Raw genomic sequence first — 20,333 nt, forward strand, 5'->3', positions numbered from 1 at the left:
ATTCCTCTACCCCTTATTATTAATAATAATATTCATTCTCAATAATGAAATGTGAGTTAACGTCGGCCGTGCGCTTTTGCCCACAAAAAGAGTGTATCATAAAAGGGTGACAAAAACTGTCACCATTCTGTATGATAATGATGATATTTTTATAAATAAAAGGAGGAAACTTCGTTTGAAAAAGCCGCAAAGAATTATCTCCTTGCTTATGACCATCAATACACGCCAAAAATTCACGCTTAAGCAGCTAGCAGACGAGCTTGGTGTATCTCGGAGAACGATCCTACGGGATTTGCAGGAGCTTAGTCAAATGGGGGTCCCGCTATAGGAGCTAGGTATGTACGGAGGCTACCAAATGCTGCGCGAACGGAAGCTCCCTCCTGTTTCTTTTTCGGAGCACGAGGCTTTTGCTTTGTTTTTTATAAGCTTGTCCCTAAAGAGCTATCAATCTCTTCCTTTTGGCTCCGATGCTCCCTTTGCTTTCAAAAAATTTTATCATATACTCCCAGAGGATCGGAAAGAACAGATTGATGAGCTGCAAAAGCGTCTTCACTTTTGGGTGGCTCCCCGTCAATACGAAACGCCTTACTTGCAAACGCTTTTGCAAGCTTCAATTAAACGAACTGTTCTAAAGGTGACCTACGAATCGCTGCGCGGCGTTAGTGAGCTGAGCCTGCAGCCATACGGCATATATACGTTAAATGGATCATGGTTTTGCATTGGAATGAACTATGATACCGAACGGGTTTATACTTTTTTGGTGGAACGATTCAGATTAGTTGAGGAAACGTCTTTGCCTCTTAAAAAGCATAAAGCGCTGGATACGATGAGCATTGTGGAGATGATCAATTGGTCCGACAACGAGCCGCTAGTTGATGCCATTGTTCAGTTAACCAAAAGAGGTGTGCTCCAGTGCCGCTCCGATGTGTGGCGACCAGGAGAAATCGTTGAGAATAAGGACGGAACAGGGGTGCTATGTTTTAAGATGCTGCCTGCGCTCGTTAACAAATATGCGGGATATTTTCTTTCTCTAGGCCGAGAGGCTGTCGTTAAGGAGCCGCTTATTCTAAAAGAGTCCATACAGAAAAGCTTAAAAGACATGGTAGACCAATACAGCGATTGACTTCAGAAGAGTTCTAAGTGGAACAATTTGTTTAAAAAGGGGCTCGGCCCATTATTAATATCTTATTCACGAGTCCTTTGCATATTATCTGACTAACCGCCGAGCGAGTTTAGTTAGTGATTGCTCATCACTCTAATTGGCTTGCAACCGTCTGGCTGCGCTTGCCATAACGAAGTAGAACGGTAATGACGAGCTCAAGATTCCCGACAAGTGTGCTCCAGCCAAAATAAATAATGCCAATAAACGTTTGAAATAGTCCAAAGCATAATGTAAAAAAACTGTTACTCGCATCCAAAAGGCAAGCTTTTTCCAAAACTTTCTGAAGCTCTTGCTATAGAAAGAAAATAAAATATTAGTGAATCAGCGGCAGCCGCTCCTTTTCTTTTTTAAGCTAACGGAAAGGATTGCTTAGGTTCAGAAATGTTTTAATAGTCGTGAAGTATGGGAGAGTTGATGTATTAATGAGTGAAACGAGAATGTTACCTGAACCTCATAAGAATGCTGTTTGTGCACCAGAAGATATGCCCCTAAAGGATTTTTACAAGGGAATTTATGATGAAGTTTTTGTTTTTTACCATCCATTCATTAAACCAAAATCAATTGATTATGAATTATTTGAGCCAGAAAACTATCTAGGTAAGAATGAGATAATAGAAAAGTGCGAAATGATTACATGGAAACAGTTCTTATCAATATCAGGAATCGAAAGTTACAGCCATTTAGACATTGGATTAAGAACCCGAATCTTGGGATTAAAGAAACAATTTGCAAACGAAGAAACCTCTAAAAAGATTCAAGACACTTGTGAGAAACATCAGATAATTGCTCCGATTGAAGGTTTTTTTCCAGAGTTTCTAATGAATAAGGTGCTTTTGTCAATAAAACAAGAAGGACATGACTGGATATGGTCTGGAGATGAATTTTGTACAGAGCGAAAGTTAGAATATATTGATGATTTAATCAAAGATAACACAGCTTTTCGAAATCAACGCTTGAATTTATTTACCCATGAAAATGAAATTTTACTTACAACCCATTGGGATAGCCACTTTTCAATACTTTGTTCAGACAAAGATACAATCAATAAAATTGTTAGTTTTGCTGATTTGGAAGGTTTTTTCTGCAACGACAAAACCGAAATTTATTGGAGTTTACGAAACACATCATTAATCTAACGAGTAACGTTAGCTGAATAAAGCGCCCTATGTAGGGCGGTTTTCTTTAGGTTGAAAATTAACATTAGGATTTAACATAACCTGTCTATAAAGGCATCTGCCCATTAGCAAAGACTTATTTCCTTGTCTAAAGCTTTATTTTCATCGTCTAACACTAATTTTCTTACTACACACTAGTCGCGAATAACTTCATTGTATATATCACTTTTGATATAAAAAAGCCTGCATTTCGATGTATGGGGAAAATAAAGTATTAGACCGGAGTTGTTGATTTGACGCGGTTTGCCGTTTCGAAAATCGTCAGGTTTTAAAAAATAAGTTTTAGACTGTGACATCGAGCGAGTGCTCAAAATAGAATCAAATCAGATAATAAGTATTAGACTGAGAAGCATCGAGCGTATCGAGCTGCTGCTGGCAATCGTGACTGGCTTCCGATCGCTTACCGAGTCTAATACTTTACCTTCTTGGGGAAATGCAACATGTCAAATCTACTTATCAATAATGCGCAGATCGTAACTATGAACGCAAGTGAGGACATTATTACTGGTGACATTCGAGTCGTGAAAGGTCGAATATGTGAGATTGGCTCAGACCTTGAACCAACGAGCGGAGAGAAAGTACTTGATGCTACGAATCGTACCGTAATCCCTGGTTTTGTCCAAACTCATATTCACTTATGTCAAACCTTGTTTCGGGGAAAGGGCGATGAATTAGAACTGCTTGACTGGTTGAAAAAACGGATCTGGCCACTAGAAGCTTCTCATGATGAAGAATCCATTTATTACTCGGCTATGCTTGGTATTGGTGAACTGCTGCAAAGTGATCAACAACGATCGTCGACATGGAGACGGTGCACCATACAGACTTCGCATTTCAATCTATCGCATCCACCATCAGCGAACGCGAGCTTGGAACCAATCTAGCCAAAGGCTTCGTGCTATTGCTCATTCCCTTGGCACATGCGAATCAGAATTTATTGGAACTTGAAGCAACCACTTTAAATCGTATTATTGTAATGTTACGTCAGTTCTTTGTTGATGGACGGGCATTTCCTGTATTTGTTCTATTGTTTGGCTATGGCATGGTCCAAATATTACAGAGCAAGGTTATGATTGGCCCTACATTCGTAAACGGTTACGCTGACGGGGCTGGTGGCTCTCAGCAGCGACATTATCGCCTGGCTTGCTTGAATTACCTCCATCATTATTGCCGTGTTCTTGCATCGTATTAACTACTCTGATCCCGCGAAGAAACTATTACGTCGATTGACTTATCGAAAACCGCAGGGCTAATATTCTATCATCTGCAAACTGAACATATAGTATGATTTTCACCTTTACTTATTCTATAGCTTTGTCTATACTCTTGGTGCAGAGGCCATCTTACATAATTAACTAATATATCTAATAAAAGGAGATGTAAGGATGAAGAAAGGTATATTTTCCCTCTCACTTGTTTTAGTCATGCTTTTGAGTTTTGCAGCAACAGCATTCGCTGCGTTTAGTTACACTAGCCCGAACGTCACAATCTCAAGCGGAACCATTAAATTTGGACATGGCGTTATTGTTAACACGGGTAAATACCGTGATACTTTGACGATTAATGTTTATCGCGGGAACACATTTGTTGCTTCCAAACAAATCACGTTGAACCCTCAAGAATGGACTTATCCGGGTTCTACAACCACACCATTATTAACAATAGCAACTGGACAACCAGCTGGCGAATACCGTTATACGTTATCAGCTCAAGGGAGCTGGCATGTTATGGCAGGTTTTGCGAGTTAATAGCGACTAAATAGTAATTATCATTAAAACCTCTCGTCTATGACGAGAGGTTTATTAAATTATTAGGACGTAAAATGCGAAAAAAAGAGCGAATCCCAGGAGGAATTCCTGAAATCGCTCAGCTTGACTGTGAGTATTTTAAATCCATCTTGTTTCTTGGATGTATACGATGTCAAATGAACATTGGGGTATAACAAATGATCGCTGCCGCAGCATTCATCTTCCCGCTTCAGCAGTTCAGCGTTTCTTCTTCAAGCGTCAAGCGGCGTGGTCGGAAGCCTACTTGGCCCTGTGCGGCTTCGAATTCAAGAAGTTTAAGCATGTTCAACTTTACTTGATGTTCAAAGAAAATAAAGTATTAGACTGAAGTTGTTGATTTGACGCGGTTTTTGAGTTTGAAAATCGTCAGCTTTTGAAAAATAAGTTTTAGACTATTGGACCCAGCAAATTGAAGAAGAATTTAATTCTGAAAAATAAAGTATTAGACTAATCTTGTTATACCTTAAGTTCTCCTTGAATCAATTCTGCACAATGCTTTGACGTTATCTCATACTTTATTTCACTAGGAGGAGAATTAAACAATAGCTTTGATGGCAAGAAAATGCTTGTATTCTGTTTGAGGTATTCTTGCTTGTAGCATAAAATGTCATAGTCATCGTCTTGAAAGAACTCATAGCAAAATATAGTTTCAATGTTGTGTGAATATTCATTTTGATCCTGTTCTAATTTCTTTTCAGATGAATACTTGCCTAATAATCCTAAAGGTAGTGCTATATTGTTATTAAACTCTGCATATGCATCATACTCAGCAATAGAAACAGTTCTCTCAGGCTTGAATATCCTGTTAAAAAGGTGATTTATAGTCTCAAGTATATCGTCGCCCGGGAAAGGAATATCCCTATCAACTTTGCACAAATATCCTTTTTTAATATAGACTTTAATATCAATATCTTCATCAAAGCTGGTTCCATTATTTGAAACTGCAAGCTCGAGGAAACATTTCGAATCAATGATCGACAAATACTCCTCAAATTGTTTATATTCTTCTATCTGCCAATATAGATCCTTTATTAGTTTGTATTTTTGCTTTTCATCATCTGTTCCAACTAGAGAGTATGAAGGGGAGAGTCCATACGTCCCACCGCCTGTAAATTGCTGCTTTTTCATTAATTCACCGGTATTAAAGAATTCATCTACATTATTTAAGTTAATGTTATTCTCTTGAACATATCTTTCGATTGTTTCCTTGAATATTACATTAATTTCAACTAATGAAGAAGGAAATAGCGAATCGAATCCTCTCTTCTGATCCTTAAGAATTGATGATATTTTGTCCATGTTTTGTTTCATTTCTAGAGTTAACAAAGAACTTTCATTATCTATCTGCTTCTCCGGCTGAAGTGTTTCAACAATTGACTTTTTTGGAGGTAATATAATATTTTCAATTTCTTTAAACATCACAGATATAGCGTTCGTCTTTTCTTCCATAAACTTTGAGTTTATATAATAACTCTTATTAATTTTGGGTTGTTCCACAGCTTTCCCAGATTGAACTCCCTGAATTGAAAGCTTACTCTTGGCTGTAGTATTAGTAGATCCACCATTTAGTAGCTTTACAAAGTATAGCGAAAGATGATTCAGAAAATCCTTTTTAAATCCCGCGATATTGGAATATGATGAATAAATGCCATTATCCTTATACTTATTACGGAATGCCAGAACCCGTTGATACTGATCATGATCCACCGAGGAAGGATTTATCGCGCAATCGCTAAAATATAGAAATACTTGCTTCCCACTTTTAATAAGTTCTTCAATTTCTTCTTCGGTTCCGGAATCATAACTCTCTGTAGGTGTACCGAATCTTGTCCAAAAAACCGCAACTGCTGCGTCACAATCAAATACAAACTGCTTATTCAATAAATGTTGCGGGTGGCCACCTGATTCAGGATATGAATCAGTTGACCAATGCTTCACATTTAATGAAGCATTATTAGTTGCACCAAACATTCTGTTAAAGTTTTCTACTGTTTCTTTTATTATATCGAGTTCTTTTCTTACATCTGAAGGACATGAAATTAATAAATCAAACTGAGTTACCTGTCTTGCCAAGTTTATCCCTCCGATCGACACTCTTTGAGTTCATAGGGTACTTATCGGAACTATAATTCTATCTCTAGCTACGCAGACTCCATTAAAGATAAGATAACATTCGACAAAGTGCTCTCCCCGGAAATCAGATGATTCATTTTTTATTTGCCTTCCGCTATCTTTTACAATTTGTCCTCTAATGCAGTTTCTTCTAATGGCTTCATCACCGCGGTTCAATACTTTCCAGTATACTTCGTATTCAATTTTGTCCTCTTTATCTTCAACTTTCGAATTGATTTCATCAATTTCATTTTCTTCAATGAAAAACTTAAGTTTTTTCTGTGGTCGAAGAAATTTCGTCCTCCGCAAAAGCTCATTCCTAAAACCATTTTGAGACACTTCACAATCAATCCTGAGCTGATATCTAATATCTACTGCGAATATGTTTGGAATAAACTGTTCTGTTTTGTTATAACTAATTGAGTTTAAAGCAAATGATTTGCTTACGGACTCTGACAAACTTTCAGGTGCCTTAAATGAATCACCAAAGATCTCTTGAAGTGTGCTGTAAAGCAACTCATCATCTTCAGTAAGATCCTTAATTTTGTTGTACGCAGTATTTGCCTTTTTGACGAATTTGCATTTTTTGTTGTACACTTTCTGATTACTACCTAAGGCGTACCAAAACTTTCTATTTTCATTTTGATTTTTGAGATACTCAAATATTTCTTTGAAAAATCCTAAATATCCTCCATATTCAACCTTTTTTCGTTCAGAATCTTCGTTAAAAAAATTATAGACAAGTGTATCAATCAAAAGACCGCCAAACTTAAATCCTTGTTCATTTTTCCAAGCTCTAATCATATTGCTGATGTGTCGATAGTGATCGTTAGATTCATCAATTATTATTTCACTTTCGGCTATTTCAGGTATCGGATCAGTTTTTTTCCAACTTCCTCCGTTATTTGAATCAGGATATGTAAAACTTCCGTCACTCTCTGCAAAAACAGGACAAACTTCTGCAACATAATTGATGCTTTCAAATTTGACTACCACAACCTGACCATCTCCACGCACCGTCGTACGAGGGTATCTTTTTTTAATCTCTTTTTTTACAGCTTGTAGTAATTGGGATTGCTTATTCCCTTCCTTTGAGTTGTATTCTGTGTAAACTGAATCAGGGAGTACGAAGAGCATATCCAAATCACTTACACCATTTATTGCTGTATGTCTTCCGAGAGAACCTACCAGATACCCGTGTTCTTCTTCATCCTCGATATCCCAGTACGATTTATTTAATCTTTTAACAATTTCAGAATAGCGATTTAAAATGCTATCCATATTGTCTATTTCTAACCCTTTACAATAGTCTTCAAATGCTGTTGCAAGCAAAGCGTCTCCTCCTTAACGATTACTTTTTCTAATTTGCCTCGGCAAGAATTTATCGATTTCTTCATCAGAGAAAGTCATTTCTTCCATCTCTTTTAATGACTTGCTCGCTGCAGCATATGCCTTATAACTGGTTCTAGGAGCTATTTTGTAAATTTCCGACAATTCATTTTGTAATTCATCTCTTTTTTTCTGAAGTTCACTAATCTCCGGAGTACCAACTCGAATATCGGTCAGCACAGAGAGATACTTTTCTCTGGCAACCCACAATTTGTTAGCAGAATCCGAAAATTGTTGCGCCTGCTTCCCCAGGTCATAATTCTTCAAAAATAAGTTAATTCCTAAAGATACAGCTGAAAGAATGGCGCTAAGCACAGTTGCATAGATCGCATTTCCAAAAAGAGACGCTACCAAACTAGATGTTACGGCTGTAGAAATGATAATCTGCCAAATTTTTATTCTGTTCCAATTCTTCATCGTGATATCAGCAGATTTCTCATGAGTTTTATGCGTGTAAACTAATCTTCCATAGATCTCTCTTATTTGATCTTCTACTACAGACAAATCAGATTTATATTGGGAATCTTGTTCCATAAATTTCTCTCCATTTCTTTTTAGCAGTACTTTCATAACCATCTTTTTGTTTCTGTATAGCTTCTTGAGATATGTTATAACACTGAAGTGCTTTGTACTCAAATTTTCCTTTACGATACACGTAGTCCCCACTTCCAGGAGCAAGCCAATAATTTTGATTGGGGCTTTGATTCTTCAAAAATTCAAAAAAATCTCTGCTCATCCAGTCATAATAAAGATAAGACTCGTTTCGGTGTTTCCAACTTTTCAGGAAGTTATATGCCAATGTGTCAATGAGGAGTCCACTGATTGGAACATCCCAATAATACTTCCATGATCTTGCCATTCTGCAAAGTCGCTTTAAGTTTTTATTCCATTCATTATTTTTAGAATTAAACTCATTAATCTCTGCCCGAGGATTAGTTTTTTTCCAACTACCACCATTGTTTGTATCTGGATATGTATAACTTATTCCATCTTTATTAATAAAACCCGGTACGATTTCAAAACTTACTCCATCCGAAAAATCCACCTTAACTACCTGTCCATCAGCACGTTTGTAAGACTTATAGGTTTTTTCAATTGAAACTTTAACCTCTTGGAGCAAAGCCGATTGACCGTTTCCTTGATACTTATTGTATTGTTCATACTTCGAGTATGGTAATTTAAGGAGAACATCAATATCGCTCACATAAATATCCGTCCCTCTCCCGTACGAACCCACTAATAGACTATTGGCTGTCTCACTTTCATTGCTCCAGAAGTCCTTATTTATTTGCTTAGTGATTCGCTTGTAACGATAGGAGATATTATTCACTACTTCAGTATCCATTCTAAGATTCTTACAAAAGGTCTCGAATTGTTCTGCAACCCCCACCGCTCATCCTCCTAGTAAATAAAGACTTATGATAGCATTTGAAATTATGAAGGTATATCACATTCATAGCTGGCTCCACTTCGACAATACCTGGAAAAATTGCGTTACATCCATAGTCCCACAAACAGACGTTCTCGTCAATTCAATGATTTTATCCTATTCTGGAATAGTATCCTTTCATGTGCAGGAGGTAATAAAATTACTTTAAACAAAACAAAAAACGTTCACATCATTGACTGAGGAAGGGTTCCCCAAACAATGACATGAACGCTCGCCTTTGACTTAATCTCTATAGAGCAGATTCAATTTCTTGTTGATTTAGAGCAATTGTCTTAAATTCAACAGAAGTTATATTAGCTCTAATCTCATTAAATCTAGAAATTAAATCCGTGTCGGACATAACATTCAGCACCTCTTTTTTTGGTTTGCTGGCCAATTTACTAAATAGAACATCTACACCAACTACTTTCTTTATGGCATTTGCTCTTGCCTCTCGTACAGCCTTACTCAACAGTCGTTTCATAGCGTTAAATAGATTAACTTTGCAATCAACAAGGTATGTTAACTGTTCGGTTCGATTATTGTTCTTAAAAATAAAGCTATCTACCTTGAGAGAAAGCAGTACATCTATCATAAATTCAATCAGGTATTTATTAATTTGTTCGGATGTCATTTTCCCTTGGCTTACTAAGGCGTCTCCAATGATTTTTATGATATCGGAAACATAATTTAAAGGGACTGACAAACCATTATACTTTGAATATTTAGAACTATCCAAGTCAATTACAATATTTATGTTATCCTGATTTGACAAATACTCAATAGCATCTGCGTAAGCATCGTTAACAAAATAGAATTCACGACCAGGAGAAACAGGCTCGCTTTTCCCCAAATCAAGTAAGCAGCGCTTACTATAAGTATCATCCAAGTCAACATATATATCAGCTGTAAACGAAAGCTCTAAAAACTTACGTTTAATTTGCTCATAGTACGCTCTCTTTGAATTTGACTTAATAGTATCGATTTTCTCATTTAACATTTTGATTAACAAAATTGATGCAACTTTCCGATGACCACCGTCCCTAATGCTGAGAATGTGATTAACACAGGGGATATGAAGGTATCCATCTTTCAGAAGATTCTCTTCAGATATGCCATTCTCTTTGAGATTCAGATTAAAAACAAAACTGGACTGGAAGGGCAACTCGTGATTCTCGTCGCTCTCTTTTGTTAAGATGTTAAAATAGTTTTTAGCAATTTGTTCTGCACGTTTCAACTTCACAGTACGTTGTGCAGTCTTATTTGAAAAGAGATCTAGATCCGCATTATTCAAGATGTTGTAGTCCAGCACTGTTGTAAAGCGGTTTCCATATGCAGTCTTGGTACCGATAGCTGGTTTAACCAAAAATTTTATAGTTTCAGATTCGGTGACGTTTGATTCTTCGAACATGAGTATATTCACTCCTCTAGATGTGTTTTAGTCACGATTAGCTGTGCTTTTCGATTTCTTCTGCTACTTTTAAGATATCTGCTTTGTTGTAACAGATGAACAGTACCTTCTGATATTTATTCAGGTTTTCTTTAATTCGATGAATGTCTGAAAGAGAATCTATCCACTCACGACGATCAGCTTTAGCTGCAAGTGTTGAAAGTGTAAATGTATCTTGAAAATGTACGACACGATGTTTAGTTTTTGGTTCATCTTGTCGTTTAATAACTTCAATTACATTTTCAGAAGAGTTTGTGACTATCGGCGGGAGGGTGTTATGTGCCTTCAGATATTCATTAAGCTTCTTTTGTTCAGCTTCTTCACGAAGGAGCTTCGCATCATTTTCTTCCGATTTTTTCCGTTCTTGTTCTTGTTGTAATCTCATTTTTTCCAGACGCTCACGTTCTTGTTGAGCTTTTCGTTCTGCATCGATTCGTCTTTGTTTTTCTTGACGCTCTAACTCTTCTTGCTTTCGAAGCAGATTCAATCGTTCTACATCTTCTTTTGCCTTCTTCATTTGCTCAAGAAGCTGCTGTCGTTGGCGTTCTGCTTCTTCTTCACGTTTTCTTCGCTCTGCTTCCTGTTGTTTCATTAAAGCTTCTTGACGCTGGCGCTCTGCTTCCAATTGACGGAATCTCTCTTCTTCACGTTTCTTCGCTTCTTCATGAGCTTTTCGTTTCGCTTCTTGGACTCGTGATTCCGTTTCATATTTGTTGTACTCAATTTCGATATTAGAGGCAGCACTGTTAGGGCTTTTATCTCCTAGTTCATTGATGAATCGATATTGCCAAGGCTCAGGTAACTTAGACAATGTTAGGTAAGTCGATTTGTTTACCGGAATTTTCTTTTCTATTTCAAGTTTTTTTAGATGACTGACGACATTTCGATCCAAATTCAAAATAACCTTTTTGTAATCCTCGTAGTCTCGATTATCGATTTTCAACCTATCCAAAATGCCTTGATAGGTCATAATATCATCCAAGTAAATGCGTATTTCCGCAGAATCTGTACTTTCCAAATTCTTTTGTTCCTTAATCATTAGCGATACTTTTCGTACGTTCTGCTCAGCACGCTCAATGAAAGACAAGGTTTGACGAACGAGGTTTTCGTCAATTTGCTCGATATCGTTTTTATAAGCATCTTCATCTGTCAAAAGAACCGGAACGGTTGCGTAGTTCAGTTTTGCTAACGCTGTTAATCTATGGAGTCCCGAGACCAGAACCCCTTTGCGTGTCACAGTTAGTGGATTTTTCAAACCCACTTCTTCAATACTTGCTTTCAATTGTTCGACGATATCCATGTTCAAACTTTGATATCGCGTCCCATCAATTATGATCTTTTCGATAGGCATTTCTGTAATCTCTGCTACGTAACTCATTTTCCAAATCCTCCATTCTAGTTTCCCAGCCATTTTTTCGTACTATATCAAGCAACTCAGTTGATGTAATCTCATTCCTATCATGTTTTTTAAGTAATTTTTTTATATTACTTCCGCAACGGACACACCTCTCACGGAAAAAAACATATCCCGACATATACTTAGCTGGTGTAATATTATAGACATAACCACAGGTGTTATGTCTGACCATTAAAGAAGTCGCCCCGTTAATGTATTCTTCTATTGGGGCCACATTGTTTGATTCTAACTTTCTATAAAGTTTTTCTGCTGCTGCTACTCTGTCAGAGTTCGAACAACTTGGACAACCTCTATATCCTGAGTACAAGTCGAAAGGCCTTGTCCAAAATTCTCTGCCACATACGTTACACCGAACTAAGACCAACTTCTTTGAATTAATGAAATTCGTTAACGGCGTATACCTTGTCCCAGAAGTTAGAGCTTCCCATTTTCTCTTTGATATTAATTTTGAATTTTTACTGCATACTGAGCAATTGTAATTTTTACTCATAAAGTCAGTAGGCCTTACCCACCATAGATGCTCATTTTCACATTTAACTAATACTTTAACCTTTGCTCCCTTATATGTCCCCATCACAGTGTAATTCCTCTGCTTGCAAAAAAAGTAAAACCTTTCTGCCGCTTTTACCACCGTTTGTCTTATTAAACAGCACCTCGCTTGGGAAGCAGATTTTATGTTTACATTATGATCCAAGAAAAATAAAATCATACACAATTTCCAAAAGAAAAAACTGTACAGTATTGAATTTCACCTGTTAGACACGACACAAAAGAATGAAATACGCTTAGAGGATAAATAAGTACGAGGAAAACAACACATCACTCTTAAATTTTGAGGTGATGTCAAGTTAAAGGTCGTTAATGGGGCCGAGAGTACGTTGAGATCTAACAATAAACTATGGATAATTTTGTAATAATTATACCTTGGTTGGTTCTGACTACTATAATAAAATCCCTCACTTTATCGAGTAATTATTTAAATAACTATACCAATTCCAACTACCGAATTACTAAATGAGCTATAAGGTAGTGTGAAACATGCCAACCAACTAAAATTTTATATCAATATGTATACACTAGTTAAATCATATGTATGGCGATTTGTTTGTCATCTAGTGTCTAAATGAACTGAACTAAGGCAAGCTTATTTTCAGTTAATTAATAGATTGCTCTACTCACTAAACGACTTGCCCAATCCCGAGGGTTATCACTCTGAAAATGTTTAACTTTTTCAATGTTTAATTTATTACGCCGCTCCAAAATATCCTTATCCCAATGGCCACTTTTCTGCACTAGGCCGTCCAAAAGCAGCTTAATTTCATTTTCAATTACCTTGAGCAACATGTCTTGATTCGGACTCAGAATAAGTGTCGATATCGACCAATCATCCGGCCGTGCGACCTCTACAATATACTTAGTGAACACAGCGCTTGATACCTTAACAATAGCACAAGTCCGGCGTGCCCCACTCGGGCAGATCGAAAAGCGCTTGCCTGGAGGAATACGGACTACAGACATCCGAATTGAATACGAAGTCATTTCCTTCAGGATATTAATCATCTTGAAGAAGTCTTCTAATCCGATTGCTTCGGTGTTTAGAACCATCTCTAACGTTTTAAAATCGATGGGCGGCGAATCGCCACCTACAATTGAATCCTGAACACTGACTTCCCTTGGTTCTCCTGATTTTTTGCCGCTTCTACCCGAACTAACAATGACGTCGTTACCTGCATTTGTTCGCCTTACGCTCTTCTTTCGCGTTCTTACAACCGGATAATTAACGAACTTCATAAAGGTAGGAGGCGCTTCCAAGACATCCTGATTTGTATCCTCTTTGGCATTTTCGCTTTCATCATTTATGATGATGTTATCATTTTTAGATCGAGACGTTATCCTCAATCGCCTGTCTCCAAAAACGGATTCCTGCCGCTTTTTGGAGTAGTGCCAGAATTCAATTTCATTGGCTGGATGCGTGAACCCCGTGAATCCCATAATCTCTTTCACCAAGATCATATTTATAAATTTATCGCCGCGAACAATCAGCTCAATCGAACTTGTGGGCGGCAGCTTTACATCAAGAGGAACTCCTTTTCTTAACACCTTTGCTGGATTTAGAGGAGATTCGGCAATTGCTCGACTGAATAACATTTGATAAATCGAATCCCACATAGCTTTCATTTTAAAGTCTAGATAAATCCAAGACATATGACGGGCATTGCTCTCAGTAGCCATTGTATTTGGAACACGAGGCCCTAAATAAAAATGTAGAACATTTTGTTCAAACTCACACTGGTCAATAAGTTGTTCTAAGCCATGCGGCTGCAGCAACGAATACGCCATCAGTTTCGAATTAATAAACATCGCTCTGACAAGCTCGATAACAGGAATACATAAAGTTATATCTCCAATGGTATACTGAACGATTTTCTGAGTGCCCAGCTCGGGATTCTTGCCAAAATCAACAAGACGCTTCGGCAGTTGGAAGGCGTTAACCACAATGCCAGTATCAAGCGATGGTATGGTAAATGTATAAGACGATCCACTCATTGGGCGGACTTGATTATATAAACCATTCGTATAAATCTGACCTATTCGCAATAAGGGAATTGCTCCCCAAGCACACGTCAAGATTTTAATTTCACCGGATGCTCTTCTAAAGGCAATACGAACTCTCCAATCACCCTTATAATCGGTGTACGGCGAACCAAACCAAATCAATTCCACATCTTCATTCTCTACAAACTTCCAATGGCGGAATTCTATTGAAGCCACTGTGTCGTCACCTCACCTGCGAAGTTCAAAGTATGCAATCCATGACCGCTATAATAATCTAGAGATTCGGAAACTACTTTAGAGTACCCCGGCCGTATCCCAGCCTTTCTGATTAATCTCCATCTTTTGATGGGAAACTCATCCTTCATTTGTTCCACTGCCCATCGAACTCTTCGAATTTGAATTTGATCTCTTGATTCGAGATAGTTCGTCAAAGTCCCTATGGAGACAGGAAGCTTCTCTTTATGTTTCTCAAGCAACGATAGTCTTTCAATACGCTTGCCTATTAAAGCAATAGTGATTCGAACAGGCTTATTTCCCCTTTCATCAAGCAGCGTTTTACAAGCCTCTTCAACCTCCCAGCTTAATGCGAGATCACGTTTTTCCCAATCTATTCGAACGTAATCCGCGGTAAGCCCCTTTCTTGGATGCTGTACTTTTATAGATTTTTGAGACGGTGGAGACTCTTCAGGACATGCTTTCTGAATTACCTGATCATAGCGTGCATATTTAATGATTGTTTTCGTATCAACCCCTAATCTCCCGGCTGTTGCCCGATATGATAAACCATTTTGCATATGATCCTTTAATTGATTCATCCAAACATGGCCAAAGGCTTTAATACGACCTATCCGTAAACGATCCTCAATATTATGATCTGGTCCTCTTCTGGAATATGAAAAACCACATCTGCATGTAAATGTGCCAACCGGATTACCTGTGTCCGTGCAACGAGTAATCCATATATCTTTAATAATAGATTCTCCGTGATGATCTGCAGCCTTATTGAGACATGGCCACGGACCTTCTCCGAAAGGGGAGTATACTGTCTTCATTTGCCCCAAGAAGTCCGAGAAGGATCCATATAGAAAGTGTATCAGTAATAGATGTCTCAATGGATGAACAGCCCTACGAGCTTTCCTAGCTGCTACTGCCAGCCATGAATAATGCTCCCCATAAATCCCACAATCTAGCATTTCAAGTAATTCCTGACCGTAATAGCCCATGATTTGCTCTTCAAGTTTACGTTGCCGAATGTGTTTACCTGGCGTCAAACATCCGCGTTCGTTTAATTTATGAAGTAAAGACTCACGGAGATTATAGAGCTCAAGCGAGTTTCCTACGCTTATTAGCCGTTGAACATCCAGCGCAATATCAAACAACTTTAATAACAGCTTCTGTGGTAGATTCTTGTGAATCGGCTCAGACTTAAATAAATATCTGGAAATAGGCAGCACCGTTAAACCGTGTCGCTCCGCCACAGGATATATTATTCGATGCAATACAACGCAGTGGAACGGACAAACCATTACACCAGTAATCTGATGAATGCGATGCCAGTATGGCTCTCCAAACTGTTTAATATTACCCTCGTAACAATCCGGACAAAACTTCAATTCACAGCTTCGATCAATTGTGCTAGCCGTAATACCAACGAACGTATGAATACCTGAGCCATCGTTGCTTTTCATCAATTGTTTCAGTCGTTTACCGCGTTCAGTCGGAAGAAATGGCGCATAGAACGGATATAGCGTATGCTCATCAATCCACTGATCGGAAGACATTCCTGTTTGTGAACTCCGCTCGGTGACATCATCCAAGTGACTGGGAAGATCCAATGTTGGAATAACACTTTCCGTACCATATACTTCTCTTAGCGTCCATTTTGGACTTGAGTTGTTCATACGTAGATGATAGCGAGTGATTACGCCATACAACAATTCATCTGGGTAGGGGAGAGGTAAGCTACCATATTCGTTCATTTAATCACCACCTTATCCAAGAAACTCCATAGGATCTTTAATATACCCAGCAGTCTTAAGTGAATCGTAGGCTGGTAGCTTCTTCTTTTTCCCTTGGGTCACAATTACTCGCAAATCATGAGGTACTGTCGGTAACACCTTAGGCGTACGTTTACTGCGTTGCGCTGCGGCTTCACTCGTTACTTTCCTCTGCTTCTGCAATGCGAGCTTTAGCGCCTCTTTGTGAAGATCAATGACATCTAACTCATGCATATGTGCTTTTGTTACCTCATTTGCAGACTGTAGTGCTACCGACTGCTCTACGCCTGCATCCATTAACCAAGAGCTTAATTCGTTAACAGTCTGCTCGGTGACATCATAACCAAGCTCTGTACGTATCACTTCTAATCTTTCAGCTTGCCGTTGTTCAGCTTCAATCCGATTCAGGTAATCATCCACGGAAACACTATCGTAAATATCAGCAAACATCTGAATTTGCTTCTTCTTACCCGAACGTAATGCCTCCAGAGCAGGCTTAATTAAGATGAGACGATCCTTTGCAACAGATCGAATTAGTTCCGGAGTAATATGCTGAATATCTTTGTCCAACGCTCGCCATTGCGTCAACATAAACAGCTTTATTGCAACGTCAGAAATCCCTTGAGATTCGTCGAACATAACATCTATAAAATCCTGAGTTAAATCGGCCTTCTTGTCTGTCCACTGATACTTCCACAAGCCTTGCAGCAGCCATTCCCATTCATCATCTTTCTTGAAGTGATGCCATGTAGCATCCCCTTGACCGCTGTTACGCCGCGCATTTCGGAATTCACCATTTAGTGCCGGGAGCGCTTTGTATGTGCCTACAAGAATGACCGGCAATCCAATTGTATTTACCAATTGAACGAAGAAGTTCAACATTTGAGCTGCGCGATCATCTTTGGCTTCTTGCAAATTTTGAATCTCATCAATGACCAATACACCAAGACAATGAACCGCAGCAGCCTGAGCCATGATTGGGAGCAGCTCATCCGGAGTTTTAGTCGCATTCTTTTTGTAATACCTAGTACCGACCAGGCTATCAACCGCCAGCAGAAAATTCAAACATAGCCCTCTAATAGAACCATCATGCGGACAATCCATTTTCAACCATACAATTTGATAGGGAGCAGGCATATCTTGATCTCTATATTTGCGATGCAGGATGACTTGCGGATACATTTGCAAAATCCGCATCAGACTGCTGGATTTACCAATTCCAGATATACCGACTAGAGCAAATCCAGCAGAGGTAGGCGTATTGACCGGGTATCCGTTTGTAGACCCCTTCATAATGAGCTCATACGCGTCTTTACGGGCTCTAAAAGCATAATTAGGGGTCAGTGGATTACGCCCCACATAGCCGTCTCTAATCAATCTAGAGAGGCTTTGCTGCAATTCCAAATGTCTGGATAGCGGCCGAAAGAAATCCCTTGAAATCCTCTGAACGCAATGCATGCGAAGATGAACCGGCAAATTACGTTCTGAAGGATTGAAAATCGGACTTGAAGACAGGCTTTTCACTACTGCATGATCATCCCAGATAGGTGGGAGTGCTTCTAGTAATGGATTATTTCGATAATCCTCCAATAAAGGATCTTGGTAGTCCGCTTCTACAAATTCACCACGACTGAACTGAAACAACGGGATATCAAACTCACTCATTCTTCATCACCATCCTCCTGCAAATATGCTTTTATTTTCGATAGCTTATCTGCAGGAGGGATATACGTTTGTTTTTTCTCAACAGCATCATCGCGTTTTAAAGGAACTACATTATTGGTTGAGTCATTTGACGCAGCACCTTGATCGGACAACTGAAAAGCTTCATGTTTGCGGTTTTCAAGTTTTTCATTGCTACGACGCTGTCTGGTTCCTTTTACTCGTTGATTATTACTTTCTTCGCTTTGTTGAATGGCTTCATTCGTTTTCTTAGCTGCCATTTCAACAATTGCCTTCGTTTGAGCATCGAGCTCGATTTTGGACAGCATATTATTCACATCCTGATACCTTCCTTGGTATCTCTCAATCTCTAACAGATCCTCTACTTCCTCAAATCTCTTATTGAGATATCTTTCTTCCCGCTCAAGAAGTGTACATGTTTCGAATTGGTGCCCATTGTTCAACCATAAATAAATTTCATTTGTAGACCGCGGGTCGTAACATACCTTTACCTTCCACGTTTTTTCTGCTCTGGCCTTTATAAACCATTGCTCCCGCATCGCTAATTCACATCCGTAATGAACGCCTTTGAACTGAATTCCTGCGGCAGTAACAGTAGCTTCACCTTGCAGCATTAGGTTCAACTTTACGATATGCTCCGGCTGTTTTTTAAGACGCCCATTACGATTGACAATCCCCCAATGCCACAAATCCCTAGGAATAGGTGTAACCTCATCAGCCACCATAAATTCGTTCCGGTCATACCACAACATATGGTGATCGTTATTATGATAAAGAATGTTATGGATCATAATTTGAGTAAACTCACGAAGGGTCAGCTTTGCATCCAGGCGATAATCCCTTTCTCCACGCTCTCTATAACGTTCTTTAATTGCTCCAGGAATAAATCGTATGCTTCGCAGATTCGTTAATCGGAACTGCTGCTCAACAATTCCTTTCCAATCTGCCCGATAAGGAGGAGCATTTTCTACATCGACGCCCAGAACATCAATCAGTTGGCTTGGTCTAGTTCCTTCAAGTTCCCCACGGTCTGCCGTTAGTTTTTGCGGTAAATGACTGCTTACCCAATCCTCCGGATCAATATCAATACCGTATTGTGCGCAAAACTTTACCTTGTCGGTTGTCGTATTGGCTAATGCCATCATTGCACCAATCCAGCTTGGTCCTTCAAGGCCAATGTAAATTCCTGCAATGTATCTACTAAAAACATCGATAACAATGTAAATAATTGGACGACCAATAATCCATTCACGTCGATATTCACTGACCAAATAAACATCCGCTACCGTTGCATCTATTTGAAACCTGGAACCAGGACCAAAGCTTTCATAAGTAGAACTACCGAGAATGGGGCGATAATCTAATGCAAATCTTTTCTTACCTAGTCTGCTTTTAAGCGTATCCTCCAGATCCATTTCTTTTTTGAACCAATACTTGTATTGTCCAAAGGTCGGCAACTGATCTGGAGAAGGAAGTACAGGTACGACCGCCTGTCCGCTTTGACGAAAACCGGAAGCAAAGAATTTTTCAAGCGTCTTCTGATAGGCATGCTTGAGTGGCGATTTATCCTTATTGTTGTAAAACAACCGAATACCTGATCTGAGCAATTGTTTGATATCTTCATCAATATTGATCCCAACAGGTTCATCTTCAAATTTCCTTGGACGGCCACGTTTAGTTTCCTTAGGTGTTCTATCATTTCCGAGGCTTCCGCAATTATTAAAATGGGGCAATAATGCATTTTTCATCTTGCCACCTTGCCAATATCTACGCAAATAACGATAAATCGTACTTTTATGAAGTCCTGTACGTTCTTGTACTTCCTTGATGCGAGATCCCCTAAAGCCTTTCTCAAAACAACTTGGCTCGTCAAGCACTATATCCTTAATAGCATCCCATGATTTATCACGAATATTTAAATGCTCACTATCAATATTAGAATCTAATAGGGGAACATTATCATTAACCCAATCAATCTGTTTTAACAGTTCTGCTTCAAAGCCTGCTATATACTCAGAGTAAGTTTTCATAATAGGGAAAGCTTTTTCATCACCCATCACAATACTAAAGAGAATATCTTCGACAGGCGAAATCCATACTATACGTTCTACAAAACGATCCTCAGAATCAGACATCTTCCATTCCACAACCATATTTCCATAGAGTGATTGCATGT

16 protein-coding genes and 1 pseudogene are annotated in these 20,333 nt (G+C 38.7%); 6 read left to right on the forward strand and 11 right to left on the reverse strand.

Going from position 1 to position 20,333, the window contains the following annotated elements; translation table 11 throughout:
• Positions 1–175: 175 nt before the first annotated feature.
• Positions 176–328, forward strand: a complete 153-nt coding sequence (locus AC0VYE_RS30880; RefSeq protein WP_475444610.1) for a helix-turn-helix transcriptional regulator — start codon at positions 176–178, stop codon at positions 326–328.
• Between the two features lie 27 nt (positions 329–355).
• Positions 356–1,123, forward strand: coding sequence for a helix-turn-helix transcriptional regulator (locus AC0VYE_RS30885; RefSeq protein ID WP_475444612.1), 768 nt, complete (start codon positions 356–358; stop codon positions 1,121–1,123).
• A 127-nt stretch (positions 1,124–1,250) separates the two neighbouring features.
• Here AC0VYE_RS30885 and AC0VYE_RS30890 read toward each other — a convergent pair whose 3' ends face one another.
• On the reverse strand, positions 1,251–1,436 hold the full coding sequence (locus tag AC0VYE_RS30890) for a hypothetical protein (protein ID WP_475444614.1): 186 nt from the start codon (positions 1,434–1,436) through the stop codon (positions 1,251–1,253).
• Positions 1,437–1,584: 148 nt separating this feature from the next.
• Here AC0VYE_RS30890 and AC0VYE_RS30895 point away from each other — a divergent pair, with 148 nt between their 5' ends.
• From AC0VYE_RS30895 to AC0VYE_RS30910, 4 genes and pseudogenes are all read left to right on the forward strand, one after another.
• Positions 1,585–2,298, forward strand: coding sequence for a DUF2711 family protein (locus AC0VYE_RS30895; RefSeq protein ID WP_475444616.1), 714 nt, complete (start codon positions 1,585–1,587; stop codon positions 2,296–2,298).
• Positions 2,299–2,777: 479 nt separating this feature from the next.
• Positions 2,778–3,190, forward strand: a pseudogene (locus tag AC0VYE_RS30900) (amidohydrolase family protein); the annotation flags it as partial.
• Between the two features lie 532 nt (positions 3,191–3,722).
• Complete coding sequence (locus tag AC0VYE_RS30905; RefSeq protein WP_475444618.1) at positions 3,723–4,085, forward strand: hypothetical protein; 363 nt, start codon at positions 3,723–3,725, stop codon at positions 4,083–4,085.
• Positions 4,086–4,254: 169 nt separating this feature from the next.
• Positions 4,255–4,452 carry a hypothetical protein gene (locus AC0VYE_RS30910; RefSeq protein WP_475444620.1) on the forward strand — a complete coding sequence of 66 codons (198 nt, stop codon included), beginning with the start codon at positions 4,255–4,257 and terminating at the stop codon, positions 4,450–4,452.
• A gap of 128 nt (positions 4,453–4,580) precedes the next feature.
• On the opposite strand, the gene AC0VYE_RS30915 is transcribed toward AC0VYE_RS30910, so the two are convergent.
• The 10 genes from AC0VYE_RS30915 to AC0VYE_RS30960 all read right to left on the reverse strand — a co-directional run bounded on the left by AC0VYE_RS30915 (position 4,581) and on the right by AC0VYE_RS30960 (position 20,331).
• On the reverse strand, positions 4,581–6,197 hold the full coding sequence (locus tag AC0VYE_RS30915) for a hypothetical protein (protein ID WP_475444622.1): 1,617 nt from the start codon (positions 6,195–6,197) through the stop codon (positions 4,581–4,583).
• Positions 6,198–6,227: 30 nt separating this feature from the next.
• Positions 6,228–7,568 carry a nucleotide-binding domain-containing protein gene (locus AC0VYE_RS30920; RefSeq protein WP_475444624.1) on the reverse strand — a complete coding sequence of 447 codons (1,341 nt, stop codon included), beginning with the start codon at positions 7,566–7,568 and terminating at the stop codon, positions 6,228–6,230.
• Positions 7,569–7,580: 12 nt separating this feature from the next.
• Positions 7,581–8,159 carry an SLATT domain-containing protein gene (locus AC0VYE_RS30925; RefSeq protein WP_475444626.1) on the reverse strand — a complete coding sequence of 193 codons (579 nt, stop codon included), beginning with the start codon at positions 8,157–8,159 and terminating at the stop codon, positions 7,581–7,583.
• On the reverse strand, positions 8,137–9,015 hold the full coding sequence (locus AC0VYE_RS30930) for an SMODS domain-containing nucleotidyltransferase (protein ID WP_475444628.1): 879 nt from the start codon (positions 9,013–9,015) through the stop codon (positions 8,137–8,139). The genes AC0VYE_RS30925 and AC0VYE_RS30930 overlap by 23 nt, the downstream gene beginning before the upstream one ends.
• 289 nt (positions 9,016–9,304) lie before the next feature.
• A complete protein-coding gene (locus AC0VYE_RS30935) occupies positions 9,305–10,465 on the reverse strand; it encodes a hypothetical protein (RefSeq protein ID WP_475444630.1) in 1,161 nt (386 codons plus the stop codon).
• A 37-nt stretch (positions 10,466–10,502) separates the two neighbouring features.
• Positions 10,503–11,882 carry a ParB/RepB/Spo0J family partition protein gene (locus tag AC0VYE_RS30940; protein WP_475444632.1) on the reverse strand — a complete coding sequence of 460 codons (1,380 nt, stop codon included), beginning with the start codon at positions 11,880–11,882 and terminating at the stop codon, positions 10,503–10,505.
• A gap of 1,197 nt (positions 11,883–13,079) precedes the next feature.
• Positions 13,080–14,693 (reverse strand): Tn7-like element transposition protein TnsE, encoded by a 1,614-nt coding sequence (locus tag AC0VYE_RS30945; RefSeq protein WP_475444634.1) that lies wholly within the window; start codon positions 14,691–14,693, stop codon positions 13,080–13,082.
• Positions 14,681–16,456 (reverse strand): TnsD family Tn7-like transposition protein, encoded by a 1,776-nt coding sequence (locus AC0VYE_RS30950; RefSeq protein ID WP_475444636.1) that lies wholly within the window; start codon positions 16,454–16,456, stop codon positions 14,681–14,683. The genes AC0VYE_RS30945 and AC0VYE_RS30950 overlap by 13 nt, the downstream gene beginning before the upstream one ends.
• A 12-nt stretch (positions 16,457–16,468) precedes the next feature.
• Positions 16,469–18,139: an ATP-binding protein gene (locus AC0VYE_RS30955; protein WP_475444638.1), complete on the reverse strand. Its 1,671-nt coding sequence runs from the start codon at positions 18,137–18,139 to the stop codon at positions 16,469–16,471.
• The gene (locus AC0VYE_RS30960; protein ID WP_475444640.1) at positions 18,136–20,331 is read right to left on the reverse strand and encodes a Mu transposase C-terminal domain-containing protein; all 2,196 of its coding nucleotides are present in this window, start codon (positions 20,329–20,331) and stop codon (positions 18,136–18,138) included. Before AC0VYE_RS30960 ends, AC0VYE_RS30955 begins: the two co-directional genes overlap by 4 nt.
• Between the last annotated feature and the right edge of the window lie 2 nt (positions 20,332–20,333).

The organism is Pristimantibacillus sp. Z349TD_6, from assembly GCF_056173205.1.

Excerpts from the sequence above, each read along its gene's own strand:
- AC0VYE_RS30960 (WP_475444640.1), bottom strand. The coding sequence starts at position 20,331 with ATGCAATCACTCTATGGAAATATGGTTGTGGAATGGAAGATGTCTGAT.
- AC0VYE_RS30925 (WP_475444626.1), bottom strand. The coding sequence starts at position 8,159 with ATGGAACAAGATTCCCAATATAAATCTGATTTGTCTGTAGTAGAAGAT.
- AC0VYE_RS30895 (WP_475444616.1), top strand. The coding sequence starts at position 1,585 with ATGAGTGAAACGAGAATGTTACCTGAACCTCATAAGAATGCTGTTTGT.
- AC0VYE_RS30955 (WP_475444638.1), bottom strand. The coding sequence starts at position 18,139 with ATGAGTGAGTTTGATATCCCGTTGTTTCAGTTCAGTCGTGGTGAATTT.
- AC0VYE_RS30935 (WP_475444630.1), bottom strand. The coding sequence starts at position 10,465 with ATGTTCGAAGAATCAAACGTCACCGAATCTGAAACTATAAAATTTTTG.
- AC0VYE_RS30950 (WP_475444636.1), bottom strand. The coding sequence starts at position 16,456 with ATGAACGAATATGGTAGCTTACCTCTCCCCTACCCAGATGAATTGTTG.
- AC0VYE_RS30940 (WP_475444632.1), bottom strand. The coding sequence starts at position 11,882 with ATGAGTTACGTAGCAGAGATTACAGAAATGCCTATCGAAAAGATCATA.
- AC0VYE_RS30910 (WP_475444620.1), top strand. The coding sequence starts at position 4,255 with ATGTCAAATGAACATTGGGGTATAACAAATGATCGCTGCCGCAGCATT.
- AC0VYE_RS30905 (WP_475444618.1), top strand. The coding sequence starts at position 3,723 with ATGAAGAAAGGTATATTTTCCCTCTCACTTGTTTTAGTCATGCTTTTG.
- AC0VYE_RS30885 (WP_475444612.1), top strand. The coding sequence starts at position 356 with ATGCTGCGCGAACGGAAGCTCCCTCCTGTTTCTTTTTCGGAGCACGAG.